An 18806-nucleotide genomic window follows, 5' to 3' on the forward strand; every position below is an offset into this window, starting at 1 on the left:
GCTTTTGAAACCATCTCCTGACCTCACGCCGATGAAACTCCTCGGCGCATTGTCAATGGCTCTCGGGGTCGTGCTGCCCTGGATGGCCGGGCTTGTGGCCGGTCAGGCAGCGCACGGCGCGATCGCGTCGTTCGGCGCCTATCTGATGATGGTTTCGTTTCCGCGCTTGCCCGAGGCGGGCAGAGCGAAAGTGCTGCTATCGGCAGCTTTTGTCATCAGCCTGTTCGCGATGGTCGGCGGTCGCGTCGAACTGGGCTCCGGTCCTTTCTTCGCCTGCGCGCTGGCGGCCGCCCTTGCGCAAGGCGCCGGAGAACTGAGGGGCGGCTACCTTCGGCTTCCGGTTGCGCTTGCCGCGCTGGCGTTCTTCCTGTCTGTCGGCCAGGTTCCTGCCGGCGGTGACGTGGTCTACGGGTTGACCTTTCTCGCCGGCACGCTGTGGGCTCTGCTTTTCGTGCTCTTCTTCATTCCCGTTGCGAAAAAAGCTGTAGACGCCGAGCGGCTCGAACTGTTGAAAAACGCCGCCCAAAGGCGCTTCCTCGCCGGTATTGCCTCGATATCTCTGCTGGGAAGCATCGCCGCCTGTTTCAGCCCGGGCGCGCATCCCTGCTGGCTGGCCGCCGCAGGCCTCAGGGTTACAAAACCGACCCGCAGGGAGACGTTGTACCGGATGAAGGCGCGGGGTCTTGGAACGCTTCTCGGGGCGGCGGCCGGCGGATTGATGCTCGGCCTCCTTGCCCCCGCTCCCTGGCTTCACGCCCTGCTGGTCGGCGCGCTGGTTTTCGTGATGCTGGTAATCGGCGCCAAACGGTACGGCATATGGTCCTTCTGTCTGACGGCTGTCGCACTGACGTTCAACTTCTCGCCGGAAGCCGGGGCCCTGGCTATTGCCGCCAACCGGGTTCTTCTGACGATCGCAGGCATTGGCGTGGCCTGCCTGATGCTGCCGCTGTTGCCGCCTTCGCCCGATGCGGACCGGCTGGGCGGCTGATCGATCGGAGAACGCTCAGTCGCGCAATCCGAGAGCGGCGTAGAATGCGGCGGCCTGCGCGCGGGAACTGACCGAGATCTTGGCCAGTATCTCGCTCACGTGATAGGCGACGGCGCGTTCGGTGCGCCCGACAATCAGAGCGATCTCGCTGTTGGTTTTCCCTTTCGCAATCCAGCTGAGGATTTCCACCTGCAATCCGGAAAGCAGCTTGAAACCGTGAACATTGTATTGGCAAGGCAGGCCTTCCGTGAAGGCCGACATCCGCGCGGTCGCCACGCTGGTGAGGATGGAGATTGCATGTGCCGTATCGGGAACATGAACTGACTTGTCGATTGTCAGCAGGGTGATCGCGCTGAACCTGCCCGGCGCGGCGAACAGCGGCAGTGTCGCGCCGCCGGCAATGCCCTGGTAACGTACATATTCGCTATAGTCCTGACGGGGCGTGCCATCCCACATGCCGGGCTTCCAGAAGAGGGGGGCCGTGTTTGCCTTGAGGTATGACATCAGCGGATCACGGTCGAACCACCCGTCATCACATAGATATCGAGGTCGCGCGTCGTCCATGTCGTCAAAAGCGGCCGTTCCATGAACTGCAAAGGATCGCTGCGGTTCAGGCTGATATTGTAACTGATGAACCCCAATTCATTGAGCGCCTTGGTAAGGCAGGCCTCCAAATCAGGCAGGCTTTCCGCGTTCGCGATTGTGGCGCAAGCCTTTGCAAGGTGTTTGAGCATTGTCCCCGGTCATATGCCAATGATTGGTGCAGCATGTCTTCCGGAAATGACAACTGTCAATCCTGACAGTTCAAAAAACAGGCGGTTTCAGGTTACTGACAAAAGTCAAACGTGTTGCCTTTTTTATCGACGTGCGCCGGCAGGGTCAGTCGGCGCATGCGGGTACGATGTGCCTATCCTCTCGCTCGCCTCGCGGGGCTGGGCATAAGGGGTTCGGCGAGCCGGCCGACATTCAGGATGTCGCCCGCCGCCTGTTTTTGACGACGACGAACGGTCGGCAAGTTCAGCCATTCTGACAGGGGAGACTTATATGCATTTCACGCCTCGAGAGATCGACAAGCTGATGATCTACACGCTCGCGCAGGTCGCGCAGCAGCGCAAGGATCAGGGCCTGAAGCTCAACCACCCCGAAACCGTCTCGCTCATTTCCGTGGCTGCCCTGAATGGCGCGCGCGCGGGCAAGACCGTCGAGGAGGTCATGGAAATCGCGCGCAAGGAAATCACGCGCGACGACGTGATGGAAGGGGTCGTCGACATGATCCCCTACGTGCAGGTGGAGGCCGTTTTCACCGATGGCAGCCGTCTCGTCACCATCCATGATCCCATTCAGTGAGGGCTTGAACATGACGAACGAGAAGAAAACCCCGGTCGGCGGCCTAGTCCTCGGCAAGGGCGATATCGAGATCAATGCCGGCTATCCGACGACGACGCTCAAGGTGCGCAATACCGGCGACAGGCCGATCCAGGTCGGCTCGCATTTTCATTTTTTCGAGGTCAACGCCGCGCTGGAATTCGATCGCGAACAGGCATTCGGTCAGCGCCTGAACATTCCTGCAACCACCGCCCTGCGCTTCGAGCCGGGCGATGAGAAAGAGGTCACCCTTGTTCCCTACCAGGGCAAGCAGCGGGTGCTCGGCTTCAACGGCCTCGTCAACGGCTGGGTCGGCGACGAGAGCTACAATGACAGCCGGCCGCGGCTGGTCGACGCGATGGAGCGCGCGGAACGCTACGGCTTCAAGTCGTCCAAGTGACCGCCCGGTACAACCTCATTCGACAGGATTTCTGAAATGGCCAAGATTTCAAGACAGCAGTATTCAGACCTCTATGGTCCGACAACGGGCGACAAGATCCGCCTCGGCGATACCGATCTCTATATCGAGATCGAAAAGGACCTCCGGGTCTATGGCGAGGAAGCCGTCTATGGCGGCGGCAAGACGCTGCGCGACGGGATGGGTTACGACAACGAGCTTACCAGCGCTGCAGGCGCCCCCGATCTCGTCATCACCAACGTCACCATTCTCGACGCGGTGCAGGGCGTCATCAAGGCCGATGTTGGCGTCAAGAACGGCAATATCTGCGCCATCGGCAAGGCCGGCAACCCGTCCACCATGTCGGGCGTGACGCCCGGATTGGCGCTCGGGCCGGGCACCGACGCGATCTCGGGCGAGCACCTGATCCTGACGGCTGGCGGCATCGACGCCCACGTCCACTTCATCTCGCCCCAGCAGGCGGAAGCGGCTCTTTCCAACGGCGTCACCACGCTGTTCGGCGGCGGCATCGGCCCGACCGACGGCACCAACGGCACCACCATCACCCCCGGCACCTGGAATGTCGAGATGATGCTGCGCTCCTTCGACGGCTGGCCGGTCAATGCCGGCGTGCTGGGTAAGGGCAATGTCTCCGCCCGGCTGCCGATCGAGGAGCAGCTCCGCGCCGGCGTCATGGGTCTGAAGATCCACGAGGACTGGGGCAGTACGCCGGAAGCGATCCGCACGGCGCTTCGGACCGCCGATGAGTTCGACGTTCAGGTCTGCATCCATACCGATACGCTGAACGAGGCCGGCTTCGTCGAAAATACGATTGCCGCCTTCGAGGGTCGCACCATCCACACCTACCACACGGAAGGCGCCGGCGGCGGTCACGCGCCGGACATTATCCGTGTGGCTGGCCAGTCCAACGTCATCCCGAGTTCGACCAACCCGACGCTGCCCTATGGCATCAATTCGCAGGCCGAGCTCTTCGACATGACGATGATCTGCCACAATCTCAGCCCGAAGATCCCGACCGACGTCGCTTTCGCCGAAAGCCGTGTCCGCCCGGAAACCATCGCCGCTGAAAACGTGCTGCACGATCTCGGCGCGATCTCGATCCTGTCCAGCGACAGCCAGGCCATGGGCCGCGTCGGTGAGAACTGGGCGCGCACGATCCAGACCGCGCATCTGATGAAGGACCGCATGGGCGCCTATGAAGGCGACACCTCGGGCAATGACAATGAACGCGTGCTGCGCTTCGTCGCCAAGGTCACGATCAATCCGGCGATCGCGCAGGGCGTCAGTCATGTGATCGGCTCGGTCGAAGTCGGCAAGATGGCCGACCTCGTGCTATGGGAGCCGGCCTTCTTCGGCGCCAAGCCGAAAATGGTGATCAAGGGCGGCCTGATTTCCTGGGCGCTGATGGGCGATCCGAACGCCTCACTGCCCACGCCGCAGCCGGTTCTCTACCGTCCGATGTTCGGCGCCTACGGCTCGGCGCTGCCGAAGACCCGCGTGACCTTCACGTCGCTGGCAGGCTATGAGGACGGCATCGTCGACCGCTACCAGCTCCGCTCGCAGGTGATGCCGGTCTATGGCACGCGCACGATCAGCAAGAGCTCGATGGTGCGCAACAGCACGCTGCCGGAGATTGAGGTCAACCCGGAAACCTTCGCGGTGACCGTCAACGGCAAGCACGCGACCGTCGAGCCGGCGACCACGATCCCGCTGAACCAGCTCCACTTCTTTAGCTGATTGCGATGCCGGGCGAAGCAAACCTTCGCCCGGTCCGTCCAACAACAACGACGCCGGGGACGTTCAGCCGGAAGGCGGCATCAAGGGCCAGGTAGGCACCGGTGCGTTTCGGCTCTTCTTTCAAGGCGCACAGAATGCGGCGAACATCATGATTCTTGTCGAAAAAATCCTTGGCAACCTCAAGGATGCCGACTGGCACAAACGCTCCCACGAAGCGACGGTCGATTACCTCGCGCTCGAACAGTGGGAAGCGCCGAAGAACCGCCTGCGCAAGGCGAGCGAGGGCGGAACCGAACTCGCGATCTCGCTGCCGCGATCGGAGCATCTCCACAATGACGATGTCCTGCACTACGACGAGGCCAGCAACACCATCATCGCCGCCCGCATCGCGCTGAAGGAGGTCATGGTCATCGAGCTCGAAGGGCTGGAAACGCTCGCGCCGCAGGAAATCCTCAGGATCTGCTTCGAGCTGGGCCACGGGCTTGGCAACCAGCACTGGCCTGCGGTGATCAAGGGCAGCACCGTCTATGTGCCGCTTTCGGTCGACCAGAAGGTCATGGCCTCGGTGATGAAGACCCATGCCTTCGAGGGCGTGAAAAGCCATTTCGCGCCGGGCGAGGAAATCGCCGCCAAGCTCGACGCCCGCGAGGTGCGGATGCTGTTTGCCGGCGCGGACGCGACGCCGCACCACCACCATGATCACGGCCATGGCGACCATCACCACCATCACTGAGCCGGAGGCGGAAATGCCAGACACGAACGGCGTCCAGATGCGGTGCGAAAACGACATGGTTCTGCTCGCGCGTCTTCTGCAGTTTTCCGATTCGACGTTGCCCGTTGGCGCTTTCGCCTTTTCCAACGGGTTGGAATCGGCAATCCAGACCGGCGTCGTGGCCGATGCGGCAAGCCTGGAACGGTTCGTCGAAACGGTGGTGCGGCAGGCTTCCGGCATGGACGGCATCGCCTTTCTTCATGCCCATCGCGCGGCCCGCCGCGGCGCCTACGACGCCGTGCTCGAGGCGGACCGCGAATTGTGGAACCGGCGCGTGGGCGAGGAACAGCAGATGATGCTCGCCCGCATGGGCCGCAAGTTTGCGGAGCTGTCCCTGAAGATCAGCGCCTTTCCCGTTCTCGAACGCTGGCTGGCGGATATCAAGGCCGGCAGGACGCCCGGCTGCTTTCCGGTCGGCCAGGCGGTCGCGCTCGCCCATATGGGCGCCGATGAGAGGCAGGCCTTCGTGGTCCATCAGTACGGCGTGGCGGCGATGATCATGAGTGCGGCGGTGCGGCTGATGCGGATTGATCATCTCGATACCCAGCGCATCCTGTTTGCCGTGCAGGGCCGCGTCGAGGACGATTACGCGCGCGTCGGCGGGCTGGAACTCGACGAAATGTCCGGCTTCGCGCCGGTCTTCGATGTCCTCGTCGCCCATCACACGAAAACCCATGTCCGGCTGTTCATGAACTGACCGGCGGAAAAGGAATGGCACAATGAAGAAAATCACGCGTATCGGCATCGGCGGCCCGGTCGGATCTGGCAAGACGGCCGTGATCGAAACCATTACCCCGCGGCTGATCGAGCTTGGCGTCAAGCCGCTGATCATCACCAATGACGTGGTCACCACCGAGGACGCAAAACAGGTCCGGCGCACGCTGAAGGGCGTGCTGGTCGAGGAGAAGATCGTCGGCGTGGAAACCGGCGCCTGCCCGCACACCGCGGTGCGCGAGGACCCTTCCATGAACATCGCCGCGGTCGAGGAGATGGAAGAAAAGTATCCCGACAGCGACGTCATCCTGATCGAATCCGGCGGCGACAACCTGACGCTGACCTTCAGCCCGGCGCTCGCCGATTTCTACATCTACGTCATCGACGTCGCCGCCGGCGACAAGATTCCGCGCAAGAACGGCGCTGGCGTCTGCCAGTCGGATATCCTCGTGATCAACAAGACCGACCTCGCCCCTTACGTCGGCGCGGACCTCGGCGTCATGGACCGCGATTCCAAGCTGATGCGCGGCAAGAAGCCGTTCGTGTTCACCAATTGCAAGACCGGCGAGGGCGTAGACGAACTGATGAAGCTGATCATGGACATGGCGCTGTTCGACGTGACGCCCGCCGGGCAAGCCGCAGAGTGACCCGATGAGCCTTCATCAACGCCTGCGCCGGATCGACGAGTACCGGGAATTGAACGGTTTCCGGACCGAGCCTCAGCAGATGCGCGCGGCCGGACCGGGAAAGATCGGGGCGTTGCGCCTCGGTTTCTCGATGCGCGGCGGCCGCTCGGTCCTGTCCGACCTCTACCGGGCCACGCCGCTTCTGGTGCAGCAGGCGCTCTACTGGGACGAGGCGATGCCGGAACTGCCGATCTGCTCGATCATCTCGATCGGCGGCGGCATATTGCAGGGCGATCGCTACACCATCGATATTTCGGTGGGCGAGGGCGCATGCGCCCAGGTGACCTCCCAGGGCGCGAACCGCATCCACCAGATGGACGCCAATTACGCTTCGCAGCATCAGACCGTCACGCTTGAGAAAGACGCCTATCTCGAATTCCTTCCGGATTTCACCATCCCCTATCGAGATTCGCGCTTCATCAACGATACCGATCTCGTGGTCCACGAGGACGCGACGCTGCTCTATGGCGAGATGATGATGACCGGCCGCAAGCACCACCATGAGAGCGAACGCTTCGGCTTCGATCTCCTGTCGATGACCGTCAATGCCCGTCGGCCCGACGGACGCAAGCTGTTCACCGAGAAGGTGCTGATCGAGAAGGGCAACGAGACGATCGATTTTCCCGCGGTGATGGGCGGCTACGATGCCTTTGCCAACATTCTCTGCATCACGCCGCCGGCCATTGCCGAACGCATCCGCGAACGTGTCGGCGTCAATTTCGGCGAAGAACGGCCGCGCGCGATCTCCGGCGTTTCGACGCTTCCCAACGGTGCCGGCCTGATGCTGCGCGTGGTCGGGATCGAAAGCTACGACGTGCGCGCGGAGGTTCGGAACTTCTGGAAGGTCGTCAGGGAAGAAGCGCGCGGCAAAACGCTGCCGGAAGAATTTCTCTGGCGTTGATCACAAACTAAAACGGGGTGCGGATATGACGGAGAAGCGCAAAGACTTTGCAACGCAATGCCTGCGCGGGGCGGGGCAGGTTTTCTTCATGGAGAACGCGCTTACGGGCGCGCTTTTCATTCTTGCAATTGGCTATGCGAGCTATGCGGGCGGCAACTGGTCGACCACGATCGGCGCCGTCGTCGGCCTCATCGTCGCCACGCTGACCGCCCGGCTTCTCGATTGCGACGGCGATTCGATCACCTCCGGCCTGTTTGGCTTCAACGGCATTCTCGTCGGCGTCGCCATTCCCACCTTCATCAGCGTCTCGCCGCAGCTCTGGTTCTATGTGGTCATCGGCGCGGCCATGAGCACGGTGGTGACGGCGGCGCTCGGAGCGATGATCACCAAAAGCTGGGGCATTCCGGGGTCGACCGGCCCGTTCGTGCTGACCGGCTGGCTGCTGGTGGCCGGCGCCTATACGTTCGGCGCGCTCGATGTTTCCGGCGACCATCCGGAACTGGTCTCGGACTATATCAAGGGCGTGACGGTGATCCCGTCCCATATCGAACTGGTCCAGATCTTCTTCCGCAATATCGGCCAGGTCTATCTTCTCGGCAACGAGATCAGCGGCGCGATCATTCTTCTCGGCATTTTGATCGCCTCGCGCGCGGCCGGTATTGCCGCCATTTGCGGCTCCCTGGTCGCCATGGCGACGGCGATCGCACTCAGGGCGGAGCCGCATTCGGTGGTGCAGGGGCTCTACGGTTTCAGCGCGGTGCTGACGGCAATGGCGGTCGGCGTCATCTTTTTGAAACCATCGCCGCGGGTGGTTGTCTACGCGCTGCTGGCCACGATCGTCACCGTCTTCTTGCAGGGCGCCTATGATGTGCTGACCGAGCCGCTCGGCCTGCCGTCCTTCACCGCCCCCTATGTGCTGACGATGTATCTGTTCATCGCGCCGAAGAAGCTGCTTGCGCCGCATCCGCACAGCGCGGTCGGAGAGCATCTGGTCACCGATACCAACAACTAAAGAGCGGCGCGACCGGGGCGGTCGCGCCAAAAACAAGCTTTTCAAAGGAGAAGGTTATGCAAGCGATCAATGCGGGGGATACCGCGTTTGTTCTGATCTGCACGGCGCTGGTCTGCATGATGACCCCGGCACTGGCGCTGTTTTACGGCGGCCTGGTCAAGCAGCGCGATGTGCTGTCGATCATGATCCAGAATTTCGTCTGCATCGGGATCGTCAGCATCATCTGGGTGTTCGGCGGTTTCAGCCTGGCCTTCGGTCCGTCGATCGGCGGGATCATCGGCGATATCCGTCCCTATTTCGGGATGTATCATGTGGGCATCAGCCCGAATGACACCTACGCGCCGCACATTCCCTTCATGATGGTCTTCGCCTATCAGATGATGTTCGCGATCATCACGCCGGCACTGATGACCGGCGCCTTTGTCGGGCGTTTCAAATTCGGGGCCTACCTGTTCTTCGTCGCTTTGTGGACGATCCTGGTATACCTGCCGGCGGCGCACTGGATCTGGGGCGGCGGATTTCTTTCCAAGATGGGCGTCGTCGATTTTGCCGGCGGTATCGTGATCCACACCGCCGCGGGTTTCTCGGCCCTTGCCGCCGCACGCTTCCTTGGCAAGCGCAAGGTCGCGGTCGGCGCCCCGGAAAGCCAGCCGGCGAGCCTGCCGCTGGTGGCGCTCGGCGCGGGTCTTTTGTGGTTCGGCTGGTTCGGCTTCAATGCCGGCGGCGCCTATGCGGCGGATGCGCTGGCGGCCTACGCCTTTACCAACACCATGCTCGCTGGCGCGATTGCCATGCTGGTCTGGATGTTGTGGGAATGGCGCGAGCACAAGCGGGTCTCCTTCTCCGGCGTTCTCGTCGGCGCGGTGACCGGCCTTGCCACGATCACGCCCGCCGCCGGCTATGTCGAACCGATGGCCGCGCTGCTGATCGGGGCGATCGGCGCAACAGTCTGCTACAACGCCAAATATGTCCAGGAATGGCTGAAGATCGACGATACGCTGGAGGTCTGGCGCGCCCACGGCGTCGGCGGCATGACCGGCGCGATCCTGATCGGCTTCATGGCCAGTTCGCATATCAACGCCGTTTCGGCGAGCGTGAAGCAGCTTGGCGTGCAGGTGCTGGCCGTCCTCATTGTCGCCGCCTATTCGTGGATCATCACGACGATCCTGCTAAAGATCCTCGCGGGCTTCGGCCATCTGCGGGTGGCTGACGATATTCAGGAAGGAGGCGTCGATGAAGACATGGTCGGCGAACGCGCCTTCAATCTCTGGAACATGAAGAACGACATCAACAAGTAAGCTACAATCACGACAGCCGGGTGGTCTCAAGGCTGCCCGGCTGTCGTTTTGTATTTCCCGAAGACCGCCGGAGCCGCCGTGGATATCGCCGTCATCATCTTTCTTCTGGTCTATCTGGCGCTGGCGCTCGGCTATCTGCCGGGTTTTCGCGTTGACCGGACCGGCGCAGCGGTTGTCGGCGCGCTGGCGATGATCGGCTTCGGGCGGATCACCGACAAGCAGGCTTGGGACGCGATCGATTACCAGACCGTCGGACTGCTGTTCGGCCTGATGATCGTCTCGGGGGCTTTCACGGTGTCCGGTTTCTATCAGTGGCTGGCCGGGCGGGTTGCCTCGCTGAAGGTCTCGCCGCCGGAACTGCTTGCGTTCCTTGTGGTCACCGGGGGCGGGCTTTCCGCCCTGCTGACCAATGATGTCGTGATTGTCGCGATGACGCCGCTACTGGTCTCGATCACCATGTCGCGCGGCCTCAATCCGGTTCCCTTCCTGCTCGGCTTCTGTTTCGCGACCAATACCGGCTCGGTGGCGACGATCATCGGCAGCCCGCAAAACATGATCGCGGCGCAGACGCTCGGCCTTTCATTCACAGGCTTCATGAAGGTGGCGCTGGTGCCGGCGCTGATCTCGCTGCCGGTCGTCTGGGGGGCGGTATGTCTGATCTATCGCGGGCGCTGGAACCTTGCCTCGGTTGAAGAACAGCCCCCGTCCGCCCCGGTCGCCGCGCCTGCCCAGAAACTCGATATCGCCGAGACCGTCAAGGCGGCCATCGTCACGACCGCCGTTGTTGCCGCCTTTGTCTTGACGGACTGGCCGCGTGAAATGGTGGCCCTTTCGGCCGCCGCCGTCATGCTGGTCAACCGGCAGGTGTCGTCGAAGGAGGTCATCGGAACGGTCGACGGCAACCTTCTTCTGCTGCTGGCCGGCCTGTTCGTGGTCAATGCGGCGCTGGCCCAGACCGGAATGCCGCAGAAGGTGGTCCACGACCTTCAGGGCGCAGGCGTCGATTTCGCCAATCCCTCGATCCTGTTCCTCGTCGCATCCGCGCTCAGCAATATTGTCGGCAACAATCCGGCGGTCATGCTGCTCGCGCCCTTCCTGCCGCATGCGGCGAACACCGAAGCGCTGGGCGCGGCGTTGGCGCTGGGCACGGGCTTTTCCAGCAATCTGATCATCTTCGGCAGCCTCGCCGGCATCATCGTGGTCGAGCAGGCGAAGGACCGGGGCGTGAAGATCGGCATGGGCGAATTCTGCCGCGCCGGCGTCCCCGTCACGCTTTTGTGCATGGTGCTCGCGCTCGCCTGGATCGCGCTTCTGACCTGACGATGGCCGCGTCTCAGCTGTCCTTTTCGAGATAGACCGTCTGCGAGGGGAAGGCGAAGTCAGCGCCGTGGGCATGAACGATGTCGACGATTTTCAGGTAAACATCCTGCTGGATCGCCAGCCACTCGGCCCAGCGGGTCGTCTTGGTGAAGCAGTAGACCATGATGTTCAGTGAGGAATCGGCGAAGTCGTTGAAATAGACAAGAAGCGTCTGGTTCAGATCGATATGCTCGCTTTGATGCAGCATGGCGCGGATATCGGCGACGACGGCGGCAATCTTGTCGGCATCCTCGTAGCGAAGGCCAATCGTGGTATCGATGCGCCTGTTGCGCATCTGGCCGGGGTTTTCGACGCTGATCGAGGAAAACACGGAGTTCGGCACGAAAAGCGGGCGCTTGTCGAAAGTGGTGATCCTGGTCATGCGCCAGCCTATCTCCTCCACCGTGCCTTCGATGTCGCGGTCTGGCGAGCGTATCCAGTCACCCAGCCGGAACGGCCTGTCGAAATAGAGCATCACGCCCGAGAACATGTTGCTCAGGACATCCCGCCCGGCAATGCCGATGGCGATGCCGCCGAAGCCGCCGAAGGCCATCAGGCCGGAGAGGCTCAGGCCCAGATGCTCGCCGAACAGCAGCAGCAGCAACAGGACGATTGCCATTTTGAGAATACGGGCGATGCTCGTGGCGGAGGTCTTGTCGCTTCCCTTCGTCACCTGATCGGCGGTCAGGCGGTTGATCAATCGGAAGGACTGCTGCATGGCCGTCAGGCCGATCGCCACCAGCGTGATATCGTCGATGATGTCCGGCTTGATTGCGGTGAACTTCTCCGCCGCCGCGATCTGGTCGATCGTCCTGTTGAGGAGCAGCAGAAAGCCCGTGATCGCGGCGAACAGGAGGGCGTGAAGGGAGATGCTGTGGGACCAGGCCTCTCTTTTGCGCATTCCAAGGCTACAGGCCAGTGCGACAGCGAGAAGGGCGCCCAGAAGCCCTGCATTTATCCAGTAGACGGTCATAGGTTTTCAGTCCTCTGAGAACAACGGGAATGTAGCACGGCATTGACCGCCGATGGCAAGGCGGAGAAAGGGCGGGAGTTTGACATTGCGGTCGATGAGCGAAGGCCGGCCATTCGATCAGAGCGGGGATTCATCGATGGTCTCGGTTTCGGGTTCCGCGCCTGCCGGGAATGCCGCCTTTGACGAGGTCGGTGAGGCCGCATCCCGACGCGTGTCGCATGGGAGCCCTGCGGGGTACAGGGAGGGCGTTCCGGCTTTTCCGTCTAGTGGCTGCCGTGCTTTTTGAAAACCGTCAGGGTTGACAGTTGGCAGAGGCGCGGAGGCCGGGCTAGAACGCAAGAGTATGATATTCTTTCATTGATATCATACTTCTTCATGATAGCGTATGCGCCAATGAGCGGTCGAAGAGGAGCAATGATGATCGGTAAGACCACCGCAAGGCTTGCAGCGACAGCGGTAGCCGCCGTGTCGATGTTCTCCGCCGGCGCACCGGCATCCGCCAAGCCGGAACTGATCCTTGCCATCGGCGGAGAGCCGGACAATGGCTATGATCCCCTGCTCGGGTGGGGCCGCTACGGTCATCCGCTGTTCCAGTCTACCCTCCTGAAACGCGACGCCGGTCTCAACACCGTGCCGGACCTCGCCACCGAATGGGCGCTTTCCGACGACCGCAAGGTGTGGACGATCAAACTGCGCCCCGATGTCTTCTTTTCCGATGGAACGCCGCTGACGGCGGAAGATGTCGCCTTCACCTTCAACGAGGCGGCAACCGCGGGCGGCACGCTGGATCTGACGGTGATGGACAGGGCCGAAGCCGTCAATGACAGCACGGTGAAAATCTATCTCGAACGCCCCTGGGTTACATTTTCGGAAAATTTCTATTCGCTCGGTATCGTGCCGTCGCAGGAATATGGTCCTGGTTATGCCCGCCGGCCGGTCGGTTCCGGCCCCTACAGGCTGGTTTCGTGGACGGAGGGAGAGCAGCTCATCGTCGAGGCCAACAGCGCATATTACGGCAGGAGGCCGGCATTCGACCGCCTGACCTTCGTTTTCTCCGGGGAGGATACCAGTCTCGCGGCCACGCGGACCGGTGATGTCGACATGGTTTCCGTGCCTGCCTTGATGGCGGATGACAGCATTCAGGGCTTTGACAAGATCGTCGTACCGTCCGTCGACAATCGCGGTCTGTCTTTTCCGATCCCCCAACCGGGCGAGGTGAATGCCGAGGGGCAGCCTGTCGGCAATGCGGTCACCTCCGATCTCGCCATCCGCCGCGCCATCAATCTCGGCGTGGATCGTGAGCAGCTCGTCGACGTTGCGCTGAATGGCTACGGTCGTCCGGCCTATGGTCCGGCTGACGGGCTGCCCTGGTCGAACCCCGATGCGACCGTTGCTTATGATCCCGATGCCGCCCGCGCCATGCTGGATGATGCGGGATGGGTGCCCGGTGCGGACGGAATTCGGGTCCGCGACGGCGTTCGTGCCGCATTCGATGTCTATTTTCCGGCTTCGGACTCCGTGCGCCAGGCGCTTTCCATCGTGGTCAGCGAGCAATTGAAGGCGCTCGGCATCGCTGCACAGCCAAAGGGCGTGACATGGGAGCAGATCGGCCGGATCGATCATCAGCAACCCGTCATGTTCGGCTGGGGCAGTCACAGCCCCGTCGAGGTCTACAGCCTCTACAATTCCGCCTGGGGCGGCATTGATTTCTATAATCCCGGCTATTTTGCCGACAGCACCGTCGACGGTCACTTCAGCGACGCCCAGCACGCCGAAAGCCTGGAGCAATCATATCCGCACTGGCAAGCCGCCGAGTGGGACGGGAAGACCGGGTTTTCCGCGCGCGGTCTGGCCGGGTGGGCCTGGCTCGTGAACCTCGATCACGTCTATTTCGTCAATGAATGCCTGAACGTCGGCGAGACCCAGATCGAGCCGCATGGCCATGGATGGCCGATCACGGCAATGATCGAGCAGTGGACCTGGACGTGTGACTGAACTCTCGCTGCATTCCGCCGCCATCATGCTGACGAAACGGCTGGGACGGCTCGCCGCCGTTCTGGTCATCGTCGCGGCGGCGGCGTTCACCCTTGCCAAGCTCTCTCCCATCGATCCGGTCAATGCCTATCTCGGGATCGACATCGCACGGGTCGGCCCGGAGCAGAGAGCGCTGATTGCCGCGCGCTGGGGGCTGGACCAGCCGCCGCTTGTGCAGTTCCTCCACTGGGCCGGAAACCTTCTTCAGGGCGATCTCGGTTACTCGATGATCTACAACGCTCCCGTCGCCGAGGTGATCGCCAGCCGTTTCTGGGTATCGTTGCCGCTTGTCGGCCTGGCCTGGCTCTTTTCCGGCGCGCTTGGCTTTGCGCTGGGAGTCGTCGCCGGCGCCAGTTCGGGCACTCTGCTCGATCGCGCGATCAGGCTTTACGCCTATGTTCTGGCATCCGCCCCGACGTTCTGGATCGCGATATTGCTGCTGATCATCTTTGCCGTCCAGCTTGGCTGGGCGCCGGTCTGCTGCGCGGGGCCTCTCGGCGTGGTGCCGGATGACGTCACCTTCGCCGACCGGCTGCGCCATCTTGCCCTGCCGCTTGCGGCGCTGACGCTTTTCGGCGTCGCCCAGATCGCGCTTCACACCCGCGCCAAAATCATCGAGATCCTGCAGCGCGATGCGGCGCTTTACGCCCGTGCGCAAGGGGCCGGCAAATGGGACGTGGCCCTCAGGCACGGCGCCCGCAACGCGGCGCTGCCCGCCGTAACCATTCTTTTTGCCTCGCTCGGGGAACTGTTTGGCGGATCGATACTGGCGGAGCAGGTTTTTGCCTATCCGGGGCTGGGACAGGCCGTCGTTTCCGCGGGCATCAAGGGCGATGTGCCGCTGCTTCTCGCCGTGACGCTTTTCCTCACGCTGTTTGTATCGGTCGGCAACATGATCGCCGACATGCTTTATCGGCTTGTGGACCCGCGGCTGCGCGACGAGGCCCTTTCGGCTGGAGGACAACATGGCTGAACTCGAGCAGCAACAGACCATTGCCCCCCTGGTTCTGCCGCGGATGGGCAACAGGATCTGGACCCTGGCTGCCGCCCTTTTCGGCTTCATGCTGATACTGCTGATACCGGTTGTGGCGGTGCTCACGGGGCCGGCGGGCGTGGCGACGGATTTTGCCGCAAGGCTTTCGCCGCCGGACTGGGCGCACTGGTTCGGAACCGACCAGATGGGACACGATCTCATGGCGCGCACGATCAAGGGGCTTCGGACGAGCCTATGGGTGGGGCTGCTTGCCTCATGCTGTTCCGTTGTCATCGCCACCGCTCTTGCCCTCGCGGCAACAACCGGCGGCCGGTGGGCGGATGCCGTCGTGTCGCTTCTGGTTGACGCGACGATCGGGCTTCCGCATCTCGTCCTGCTCATCCTGATATGCTTTGCGCTGGGCGGCGGCCCCGTTGCCGTGACGATTGCCGTGGCGCTCACGCATTGGCCGCGCCTGACGCGCATCCTGCGTGCCGAAATTCTCCAGGTCAGGCAGGCCGATTATGTTGTCTCCGCGCGTCATTTCGGCAAATCGTGGGGGGAGATCACCTTCGGGCACATTCTGCCCCAGATCCTGCCGCAAATGCTGGTCGGACTGGTGCTCATGTTTCCACACGCCATTCTGCATGAGGCAAGCCTGACCTTTCTGGGGTTCGGCCTCGACCCGACCCGGCCGGCCATCGGTGTGATGCTGTCCGATTCGATGCGCTATCTGACGGCAGGCAAATGGTGGCTTGGCCTGTTTCCGGGGTTGTGTCTGCTGTTGCTCGTGCTCAGCTTTGATGCTGTCGGCAATGGCATGCGTCTTGTTCTCGATCCCCGGACGGCCCAGACGTGACCCTACTTTCCTTCAACGACGTCGACGTGTCATTTCGCCGCTATTGCGGACTGCTGAAGGTCCGCGAAATGCCGGTTCTCAGCCGTATCGGCTTTTCGGTGAAGCGCGGTGAGGTGGTCGCGCTGATCGGCGCTTCCGGCGGCGGCAAGAGCCTCATTGCCCATGCGCTGTTCGGCATTTTGCCGCCCAACGCACAGGTCAGGGGCGCTATCCATTTTGACGGGCAGCGTGTTGATGATGGCAGCCGGCCGGCGCTGCTCGGGCGGCGCATGGCACTGGTTCCGCAATCCGTCAGCCATCTCGATCCCCTGGCGCGCTGCTTTCAGCAGCTGCGCTGGGCGGCGCGGCGCGCCGGGCTTGGCGCAAAGGATGACGCGCTTATGGCGGTGTTGGCGCAATTCGGGCTCGGGGCGGATGCGGCGCGCGCCTTTCCCCATCAGCTTTCCGGCGGCATGGCGCGGCGCATGCTGATGGCCATCGCAACGGTTGGCGACCCGGACCTGATTGTCGCCGACGAGCCGACCAGCGGTCTTGATGACGACAACGCCGCGCGTGTTCTTTCGAAGCTCAAAGACCTGGCCGAAAACGGAAAGGGCGTACTGCTGATCACGCATTCGCTGTCGGCCGCGCTTGCCTATGCCGACAGCGTCTGTCTTGTCCGTAACGGCATGGTGGAAGGCGAGGAGCGCGCCGACGCGTTTGAAAACAGCGGAAGGCTTCTGCGTACCGGTTATGCGCGCGCCCTCTGGCAGGCGCTGCCGCAAAACGACTTTCGGGTGGGCGACGATGCTTGAGGCGAGGAATATCCATTTTCGTTATCGCGCGCGGTCGCCGGTCCTGGACGGGATCGGTCTCGCCCTTCGTCCGGGCGAGGTCGTTGGCCTGACGGGTCCGTCCGGAGGGGGGAAATCGACGCTTGGCCGTATCCTGGCCGGCCATTACCGCCCGGCGTCGGGTCAGGTTCTCGTCGATGGCGCCGGGCACCCGCGGGGTTTCAACCCGGTCCAGTATCTGCATCAGTCGCCGGTCTTCGCCGTCAACCCGCGGTGGACGGTCGGAAAGGTTCTCGCGGAGGCCTGGCAGCCCGATGCGGAGCTGCGGCGGGCGTTCGGCGTTTCGCGCTCATGGCTTGATCGCTATCCCCACGAGATTTCGGGCGGCGAGCTGCAGCGCGTCGCCCTTTTGCGCGCCTTCGCCCCGCAAACCCGCTATCTGATCGCCGACGAGATTTCCGCGCAGCTCGATCCCCTGACCCAGGCACAGATATGGTCCGTCTTGCTCGAAGAGGCCGAGAGCCGTCGTCTTGGCGTCCTCGTCATCAGCCATGACATGCCGCTTCTCGACCGGATTGCAGAACGCGTCGTCACCATCTGACGGCCATCCGTCGCCTGTGGCCGGCGCCGGCCGCAGCTATCTTCATGTTCCGCGGCTTTCCTGCCCCTTTCGCCGCCTTTCGGCCCGACCGGGATCTAACTCCGTTTCGCCGCAAGCCAGGCGCTGGCATCGGCGACCTCCATCGGCCTGCCGAAGAGATAGCCCTGACCGAGATGCACCCTGAGCCGAAGCAGCATGGCCCGCTCGGCTTCCGTTTCCACGCCTTCCGCGATCGTGGCGGCGCCGGTCTGCTCGGCGAAATGGACCATGCCTGCAACGAGCGCCTGCTTGGCCGGGTTCACGTCAATGTCGCGGATCAGCTCGATGTCAAGCTTCAGGATGTCGGGCTTCATGCGGAGGAGAGCGACGAGCCCGGAAAATCCGGCGCCGACGTCATCCACCGCCGTTCTGACGCCGAGCGCTTTCAGCCGGTCCAGTTCGAAGCCCAGCCGCTCGTGGTCCTCGACGATATCATGCTCTGTCACTTCCACCACCACCCGGCTCGGGTCGACGGCACGGATGATGTCGGAAAGCACGCCGGTCGCGATGGTTTCCGGCGAGGCGTTGACGCCGATCGTCACGTCTTGCGGAAGGTCGCTGAAAAGGGCGAGCGCCCTGGAGATCGAAAACGATTCCAGTTCCACCCGACGTCCGATTGCGCCTGCTTCCTCATACCAGATGTTCGGCGGGCGGTACGGGTCTCCGGCAAAGCGCGACAGTGCCTCGAACTTGATCGGCGCGCCGCTTTCAAGCGAAACGATCGGTTGCAGCACGATCCGCAGCGCGTCGCCTTTCAGCGCGCTGTCGATGCGGCTTGCGGCGGCGGCTGCTTCGCTTCGTCGGCGCAGCCCGGCATTGATCTGCCGGCTGGCGAGGTTGGCGAAGGTTTCCATGATCTTCAGATCGCGCTCGCCGAGCGTCGGATGGGGGGTCGAGCGCAGACAGCAGAACATGCCGAAGACCGACCCGTCCTCGCGGTGGACGGGAACGCTCAGGTGGCTGCCGATCGGAATGTTCGCGGTGATCGGCATGGATACGGCCAGCGGATGGTCCGCCGTATCGGCCATCACGCTTGGCAGGCGTCCATCGAGAATGTGCTGGCAATAGACTTCCTGCAGGCTGAGAACGGCGCCGGGGAAGGCAATCGCTTCGAAACCCGGGGCGCTGACGGCGCGAAACACGGAATTGCCGTCGATGATTTCCGACACATAGGCAACCTGCATGTCGAAATGGGTGCGCACGGTTTCGAGAATGAGATCGAGGGTATCTCCGTTGGCGGAAGGGCCGTCGAGTTCGAGTCTGAGGGGCAGGCGGCTCATCGTGGTTGGCCTTTTCGCTGGGGT

At 62.6% G+C, this 18806-nt stretch carries 20 protein-coding genes; 16 read left to right on the forward strand and 4 right to left on the reverse strand.

Going from position 1 to position 18806, the window contains the following annotated elements:
• The first annotated feature begins 55 nt into the window (after positions 1-55).
• Positions 56-988, forward strand: coding sequence for an FUSC family protein (locus tag JET14_RS04090; protein WP_200336914.1), 933 nt, complete (start codon positions 56-58; stop codon positions 986-988).
• 15 nt (positions 989-1003) lie between these two features.
• Here JET14_RS04090 and JET14_RS04095 read toward each other — a convergent pair whose 3' ends face one another.
• Together JET14_RS04095 and JET14_RS22650 are read right to left on the reverse strand one after the other, a co-directional pair.
• Complete coding sequence (locus JET14_RS04095; RefSeq protein WP_200336915.1) at positions 1004-1492, reverse strand: LuxR C-terminal-related transcriptional regulator; 489 nt, start codon at positions 1490-1492, stop codon at positions 1004-1006.
• Positions 1492-1629 (reverse strand): hypothetical protein, encoded by a 138-nt coding sequence (locus JET14_RS22650; protein WP_210342050.1) that lies wholly within the window; start codon positions 1627-1629, stop codon positions 1492-1494. Before JET14_RS22650 ends, JET14_RS04095 begins: the two co-directional genes overlap by 1 nt.
• Before the next feature lie 403 nt (positions 1630-2032).
• Between JET14_RS22650 and JET14_RS04105 the strand changes: the two genes are divergently transcribed.
• The 10 genes from JET14_RS04105 to JET14_RS04150 all read left to right on the forward strand — a co-directional run bounded on the left by JET14_RS04105 (position 2033) and on the right by JET14_RS04150 (position 11211).
• Complete coding sequence (locus JET14_RS04105) at positions 2033-2335, forward strand: urease subunit gamma (RefSeq protein WP_026173120.1); 303 nt, start codon at positions 2033-2035, stop codon at positions 2333-2335.
• A gap of 10 nt (positions 2336-2345) precedes the next feature.
• Entirely contained in the window at positions 2346-2753 is a 408-nt protein-coding gene (locus JET14_RS04110) for an urease subunit beta (RefSeq protein WP_200336917.1), read from the forward strand.
• Between the two features lie 36 nt (positions 2754-2789).
• Positions 2790-4508: an urease subunit alpha gene (locus JET14_RS04115; protein WP_200336918.1), complete on the forward strand. Its 1719-nt coding sequence runs from the start codon at positions 2790-2792 to the stop codon at positions 4506-4508.
• 148 nt (positions 4509-4656) lie between these two features.
• Positions 4657-5241 (forward strand): urease accessory protein UreE, encoded by a 585-nt coding sequence (gene ureE / locus JET14_RS04120; protein ID WP_200336919.1) that lies wholly within the window; start codon positions 4657-4659, stop codon positions 5239-5241.
• Between the two features lie 13 nt (positions 5242-5254).
• Complete coding sequence (locus tag JET14_RS04125; protein ID WP_246750508.1) at positions 5255-5977, forward strand: urease accessory protein UreF; 723 nt, start codon at positions 5255-5257, stop codon at positions 5975-5977.
• 22 nt (positions 5978-5999) lie between these two features.
• Positions 6000-6641, forward strand: a complete 642-nt coding sequence (gene ureG, locus JET14_RS04130; RefSeq protein ID WP_024709029.1) for an urease accessory protein UreG — start codon at positions 6000-6002, stop codon at positions 6639-6641.
• 4 nt (positions 6642-6645) lie between these two features.
• Positions 6646-7581, forward strand: coding sequence for an urease accessory protein UreD (locus tag JET14_RS04135; protein ID WP_200336920.1), 936 nt, complete (start codon positions 6646-6648; stop codon positions 7579-7581).
• Positions 7582-7606: 25 nt separating this feature from the next.
• Positions 7607-8593 carry an urea transporter gene (yut, locus tag JET14_RS04140; RefSeq protein WP_200336921.1) on the forward strand — a complete coding sequence of 329 codons (987 nt, stop codon included), beginning with the start codon at positions 7607-7609 and terminating at the stop codon, positions 8591-8593.
• Positions 8594-8649: 56 nt separating this feature from the next.
• Positions 8650-9891, forward strand: coding sequence for an ammonium transporter (locus JET14_RS04145; protein WP_200336922.1), 1242 nt, complete (start codon positions 8650-8652; stop codon positions 9889-9891).
• A 78-nt stretch (positions 9892-9969) separates the two neighbouring features.
• Positions 9970-11211 carry an SLC13 family permease gene (locus tag JET14_RS04150; protein WP_246750509.1) on the forward strand — a complete coding sequence of 414 codons (1242 nt, stop codon included), beginning with the start codon at positions 9970-9972 and terminating at the stop codon, positions 11209-11211.
• Between the two features lie 13 nt (positions 11212-11224).
• Here JET14_RS04150 and JET14_RS04155 read toward each other — a convergent pair whose 3' ends face one another.
• A complete protein-coding gene (locus JET14_RS04155) occupies positions 11225-12223 on the reverse strand; it encodes a mechanosensitive ion channel family protein (RefSeq protein ID WP_200336924.1) in 999 nt (332 codons plus the stop codon).
• Positions 12224-12640: 417 nt separating this feature from the next.
• Between JET14_RS04155 and JET14_RS04160 the strand changes: the two genes are divergently transcribed.
• From JET14_RS04160 to JET14_RS04180, 5 genes are read left to right on the forward strand one after another with little or no spacing between them, the layout of a single operon-like run.
• Complete coding sequence (locus JET14_RS04160) at positions 12641-14218, forward strand: ABC transporter substrate-binding protein (RefSeq protein ID WP_246750510.1); 1578 nt, start codon at positions 12641-12643, stop codon at positions 14216-14218.
• Positions 14211-15230, forward strand: coding sequence for an ABC transporter permease (locus tag JET14_RS04165; RefSeq protein ID WP_246750511.1), 1020 nt, complete (start codon positions 14211-14213; stop codon positions 15228-15230). Before JET14_RS04160 ends, JET14_RS04165 begins: the two co-directional genes overlap by 8 nt.
• Positions 15223-16089, forward strand: coding sequence for an ABC transporter permease (locus JET14_RS04170; protein WP_200336925.1), 867 nt, complete (start codon positions 15223-15225; stop codon positions 16087-16089). Before JET14_RS04165 ends, JET14_RS04170 begins: the two co-directional genes overlap by 8 nt.
• Positions 16086-16883, forward strand: coding sequence for an ATP-binding cassette domain-containing protein (locus JET14_RS04175; protein ID WP_200336926.1), 798 nt, complete (start codon positions 16086-16088; stop codon positions 16881-16883). The genes JET14_RS04170 and JET14_RS04175 overlap by 4 nt, the downstream gene beginning before the upstream one ends.
• On the forward strand, positions 16876-17463 hold the full coding sequence (locus JET14_RS04180) for an ABC transporter ATP-binding protein (RefSeq protein WP_200336927.1): 588 nt from the start codon (positions 16876-16878) through the stop codon (positions 17461-17463). The genes JET14_RS04175 and JET14_RS04180 overlap by 8 nt, the downstream gene beginning before the upstream one ends.
• A gap of 95 nt (positions 17464-17558) precedes the next feature.
• On the opposite strand, the gene JET14_RS04185 is transcribed toward JET14_RS04180, so the two are convergent.
• On the reverse strand, positions 17559-18782 hold the full coding sequence (locus JET14_RS04185) for a sensor domain-containing phosphodiesterase (RefSeq protein WP_200336928.1): 1224 nt from the start codon (positions 18780-18782) through the stop codon (positions 17559-17561).
• Between the last annotated feature and the right edge of the window lie 24 nt (positions 18783-18806).

The organism is Martelella lutilitoris (genome assembly GCF_016598595.1).
GTDB lineage: Bacteria > Pseudomonadota > Alphaproteobacteria > Rhizobiales > Rhizobiaceae > Martelella > Martelella lutilitoris_A.